The sequence below is a fragment of the Methylobacterium sp. WL8 genome (genome assembly GCF_008040045.1).
GTDB lineage: Bacteria > Pseudomonadota > Alphaproteobacteria > Rhizobiales > Beijerinckiaceae > Methylobacterium > Methylobacterium cerastii.
Window position 1 is genome coordinate 1 of the sequence record NZ_VRVF01000144.1, and the last position, 4,701, is coordinate 4,701.

The window sequence follows — 4,701 nt, forward strand, 5'->3', positions numbered from 1 at the left end:
CTTCAGCAAGATCAAACACTTCCGGGCCGTCGCCACGCGCTACGACAAAGACCCGGACAACTTCCTCGCCAGCGTCAAACTCGCTGCCCTTCGCGTCTGGCTACGAACTTAATGAGTCCGCGACCTAGGGCATCTTCAAGCGAGGCGAATGCCGGCTCGCGTGAGGACGATGCGACCTCGCAGCCGTTGAGAGCATCGTCCGGCGAGGCGCCAGCGTGGCCCGGCGTCAGTACTCCCATTCCGCGCCGACGCCGACGCTGGTGCGGCCGTCGCTGCCGGCCTCGCCCTGGATCTTCACCCGGCGCGTCACGTCGTAGTCGATGGTGGCGCCGGTGTCGGCGGGCTTCGCGCCGGCCTTGATGCCGACGCTGAGGCGGTCGCTGAGGTAGCGCGAGGCGCCGAGGGCCGGGCCCCCGCTGGTCCCGGTCGAGACGTCGAGGCTGTCGAGGCCGAGGCCCTTGCGCGCCGCCTCGAACACGTCGACGCCCCCTGCCCCGCCGGAGAGCTGCGACACGGCCTGCGCCAGCTGCAGCGCCTGGAACGGCGACAGGCTGCCCGACGCCTTCTTGAACAGCAGCCGCGACAGCACCTCGTCCTGCGGCAGGCTCGGGTCCGAGGAGATCGCGAAGACCGGGCTGTCGGCCGGGCCCGAGACCGCGATGCGGGCGGTGATGTCGGTGGCCTTGGTCTCGGCGATGAAGTCGAGGTCGGGCGCCGCGATCGCGCCGCCGAAGGTCACGCGGCCGCGGGTGAAGTCGAGGCGCTGCCCGATCACCGCGAGGCGCCCGCGCCGAAGCTCGAACGCGCCGTTGGCGGTCGGGTCGCGCGAGGTGCCGGTCACGCGCAAGCTCCCGCCGAGTTCGGCGTCGATGCCGCGCCCGCGCACGAAGATGCGGTTCGGGGCCGACACCGCCACGTCGAGGGTGGCGTCGAACGGCACGGCGGGCTTGCCGCGGCGCGGGCCGCGCTTGCCGACGGCGGCCACCTGCGCGCCGCGCGCGGCCTTGGCGTCGAGCCGGGCGCGGATGTCCGGCGGGGTGTTGATCCGGCGGATGCCCGGCAGCGGCTGCACCGTGGCGGGCAGCCGGTCGGGCACCGACACGTCGATCGAGACCACGTCGACGCGCCCGGCGATCCGCGGCGTGCGCGCCAGCGGGCCGGAAAGCGCGAGGTTCAGGCTCGCGACCGCCGTCATCAGCGGACTCGAGATCAGCTCGGCGCGTTCGCCCGCGATGCGGATCGTGCCGGGAAAGCCGGCCTGCGGCTCGAGCGCCACGCGACCGTCGGCCCGGAGCTGGCCGCCGTTGCGGGTCGCCAGGGTGAGGCGTTCGAGGACGATCATGTCGCCGCGCCCCGTGGCGCGGCCCTCGATGTTGGTGAGCCGGATGCCGTTGAGCGGGTCGGCGAAGCTGCCGCCCACGAGCGTCGCGCTGCCCTCCGCCCGCGGCGCGGCCAGCGTCCCGGCCACGCCCGCGTCGATCGTCACGCGGCCTGCGACGCGCTGGCCGCCGACGCTGAGCAGGCTGTTGGCCAAGGCGGCGTCGAGCGTTCCACGCGCCTTCACCGCGAGCTCGCCGCCGGCCCCCGCGGGCAGCGAGCCGGACAGGGTCATCGCGACGCCGGGGCCGGCGGTGATGCGCCCGTCGAGCCCGATCCGGCCGTCGCCGAGGTCGCCCGAGGCCCGGGCCTCGATCGGTGGCAGGCCGGCCTTGCGGGTCTCCGGCGTGACGAGGCGGGCGACCGTCAGAGCGTAGTGCCCCTGTGGACGGTCGGCGGGCCCGCGGATCGCGGCCTCGCCGTCGAGGGTGCCGGCGAGCGTCAGGCCGGGCGAGGCGATGCGTGCGAGCGCCAGCGGCAGGGCGCGGATGCCGACCGTCAGGTCGTTGTCGCGCCCCGCCCGGCCTGCCACCGTGACCCGGCCCGTGCCGGCGGCGATGGTCAGGCCCTCGATCCGGGCGCCGTTCCCGTCGAGGGTAACGGTCGCGGGGCCGGCCAGCGCCAGCCGGTCGGCGCCGCGTGCGGCGGAGAAGCGGATCAGGTCGATGCGCGTCGCCTTGTCCGCGCCGTCGCCGGGGCCGACGCGGGCGGCACCGTCGAGGTCGAAGCCGCGGGCGCGCGCCTTGAGCGCGAGGTCGGTCGCAGCCGTGGAGCCCGTCGCAGTCAGGCGCACCGTGTCGAGGGTCTGGTCGGCGGCGACGAGCCGGTCGGCCTCGACGCGCCCATCGATCCGCGGAGCGCCGCGCAGCTCCGGTCCCAGCAGGTCCTGCCCCTTCAGGTCCGCGTCGAGCCGGGCGAGGCCGACCGCGCCGGCCTGCAGCCGTTCGCCGGTCGCGCGGATCGTCGCGTCCTGCCGCCCGCCCGCGCGCGACAGGGCGATGTCGGCGTCGAGGCGGCCGGTGAGCCGGGTCAGCGCCAGCGGCGTGAGGTCGTCGAGGTCGCCGGCCTTGAGCTGGACCGCGCCCTCCGTCAGCCAGGTCGCGGCGTCGAGGGCGGCGTTCCCGGCGAGGCTCACCGAGCCGAGGCCCAGGCCGAGCCGGTCGAGGCGCCAGTCGGCCCCTGCGCGCGCGAGGTGCGCGCCGCCCTGGAGCGGCTTGCCGCCGACGGTGCCGCCGACGGCGACCGTGCCGTCGAGGGCGCCGGTCAGGTCCTTGAGGGTCGCCTCGATCCGCAGCGCCCGCACGGGGCGGCCCATGCCGCTGGCCTGGTCCGCGCTGATCAGGGCGAACAGGTCGGGCCGTTCGAGGCTGCCGGAGAGCGTGCCGGAGAGGCCCGCCCGGCCGGAAAGGTGCTCGTCGAGGGCGGACAGATCCTTCAGGTCGACGTCGAGCCGGGCGTCGGCGACCCGGGCGGTGGCGCGGCCGTCGAGGCGGCCGACGACGGCGGCGCCCTCGAGCTTGGCGGCGTCGAAGGCGTAGCCGTCGTAGACCTGCGACAGGCGCCCGGTGACGCGCGGCTCGGTTCCGAGCAGCCGGTCGAGCACGGGGCGGCCGAGCGACAGCGCCTCGGTGCGCAGGTCGAGGTCGGCGGTGACGGCCTTGCGCGCCGGATCGCCGTCGAGCTTGGCCGTGCCGGACATCCGCCCGGCGAGCGGCCGGCCGGCGAGGTCCGAGAAGGCGGTAAGGTCGGACAGGACGGCCTCGACCGTGCCGGTGAGGGTGTTGCGGCCGACGCGGCCGGCATAATCCGCCCGCATCGTCGGCGCCTCGACGTGCAGGCGCGAGACCGCGACCACGTTGTCGGGCTCCAGGGTGCCGCGGAAGTCGAAGGCGGCCTTGGTGCCGAGCGCCCGCCGCAGGGCGGGGTCGGGCAGCGTCAGCCCCTCGACCCGGGCGTCGGCGCTCAGGGCGAAGCGGTCGGCCGCTTCGGGCTCGGCCGAGAGCCGGGCCTCGACGAGGTCCAGGGCGCTGTCGCGGGTGCGCAGGCCGGCGGCCTTCAGGCTACCCGCCACGCGGGGCCGGGCGAGCGGCCCCTTTAGGCTTCCGTCGAAGACCAAGGTCTTGAGCTCGCTCTCGGCGGCCCGGGTCACCCCGCCCTCGGTCGGCACGGCGCGGGCCTGGAGGGTGAAGTCGGCGTTGCGCGCCGCGTCGAGGGTGCCGCGCGCGTCAAGGCGGGCAGTGCGGGACGCCAGTTCGAGCCGGTCGATCCGCAGGGCGCCGCCGTCGGAGAAGCCGAGCGCTCCGTCGAGCTTGGTCGTGCCCGAGAACACCGCGGCGGCGGGGCCGGGCAGCAGCCCCTCGATGCGCGCGGCGAGGTCGAGGGCGAGCCGCCGCTCGGACCCGACCCGCGTGATCCGGGCGCCGCCCTGCGCGCCGATGGTTTCGCCGGCGGAGAAATCGAGGCGGGCGTTCCACGCATCCAGCGTCCCGCGCCCGTCGAGGTCGAGGTCGACCGGCGGGGCGCCGGGCATGTTTAGGCCCTTGGAGAGCAGGCCGCCGGCCGGCTCGTTCAGGGCCGCCTTCACCTCCAGGCGCTCGCCCTGCGGCACGAACAGCAGCTTGAGGCCGAACCGGCCGCCGGCATCCTGGCGCTGCACCGCGGCGTCGAGGTCGAGCCCTTCGGACGGCGCGCCGAGTTTCGCCCGGCCCTTGGCCGAGAGCCGCGCCGGCTGGCCGGCGATGCCCTCGCCGAGCACGAGGTCGGCCAGGGAGAAGTTCTTGATCTCGACCTTGACCGGAAGGTCCGGCAGCAGGGTTCCGTCGGGCTCCGGCGTCGCGACGACGGCGGCGGGCACCGGGCGCCGCAGCACGTCGAGCCTGCCGACCTCGAGGGTGTCGACCTCGAGCCGGCCGGACAGGAGCGCGAGGCGCCGCCAGACGATGCGCGCCCGGTCGAGCTTGAGCCAGACTCCGTCGCGGTCGCTGATCGCCACGTCGCGGATGACGGCGTCGGACGACAGCGCGCCGTCGACCGCGCCGATGGCGACGCGCGACGACGGGGTCGAGAGCGCCCGCGAGAGCAGGCCGCCGAGCACGGTCTTCTCGGCCTCGTCCGCGGCGTGGGTGACGGCTGCGGGAGCGGAAAGCCCGACGACGAGGAGCGAGGCGGCGAGCGCGACGCGCGTTCCGCCCTGCCCCACGGGACGGCGGATCCCTGCACGGCGCAACGCCGCCGGACCGAGCGCGGGCCCCCTCTCCCGGCCGGGAGAGGGTCGGGGTGAGGGATGAGAAGTGTCCGGAGCGGTCACGCCCCTCGCCCCAGCCC

At 75.8% G+C, this 4,701-nt stretch carries 1 protein-coding gene and 1 pseudogene; one reads left to right on the forward strand and one right to left on the reverse strand.

Annotated features, from left to right (window positions below):
* Positions 1-112: pseudogene (locus FV234_RS25195) on the forward strand (IS5/IS1182 family transposase); the annotation flags it as partial.
* A 114-nt stretch (positions 113-226) separates the two neighbouring features.
* Here the strand turns inward: FV234_RS25195 and FV234_RS25200 are convergent.
* Positions 227-4,576, reverse strand: coding sequence for a translocation/assembly module TamB domain-containing protein (locus FV234_RS25200; protein WP_246686307.1), 4,350 nt, complete (start codon positions 4,574-4,576; stop codon positions 227-229).
* Positions 4,577-4,701 lie beyond the last annotated feature (125 nt).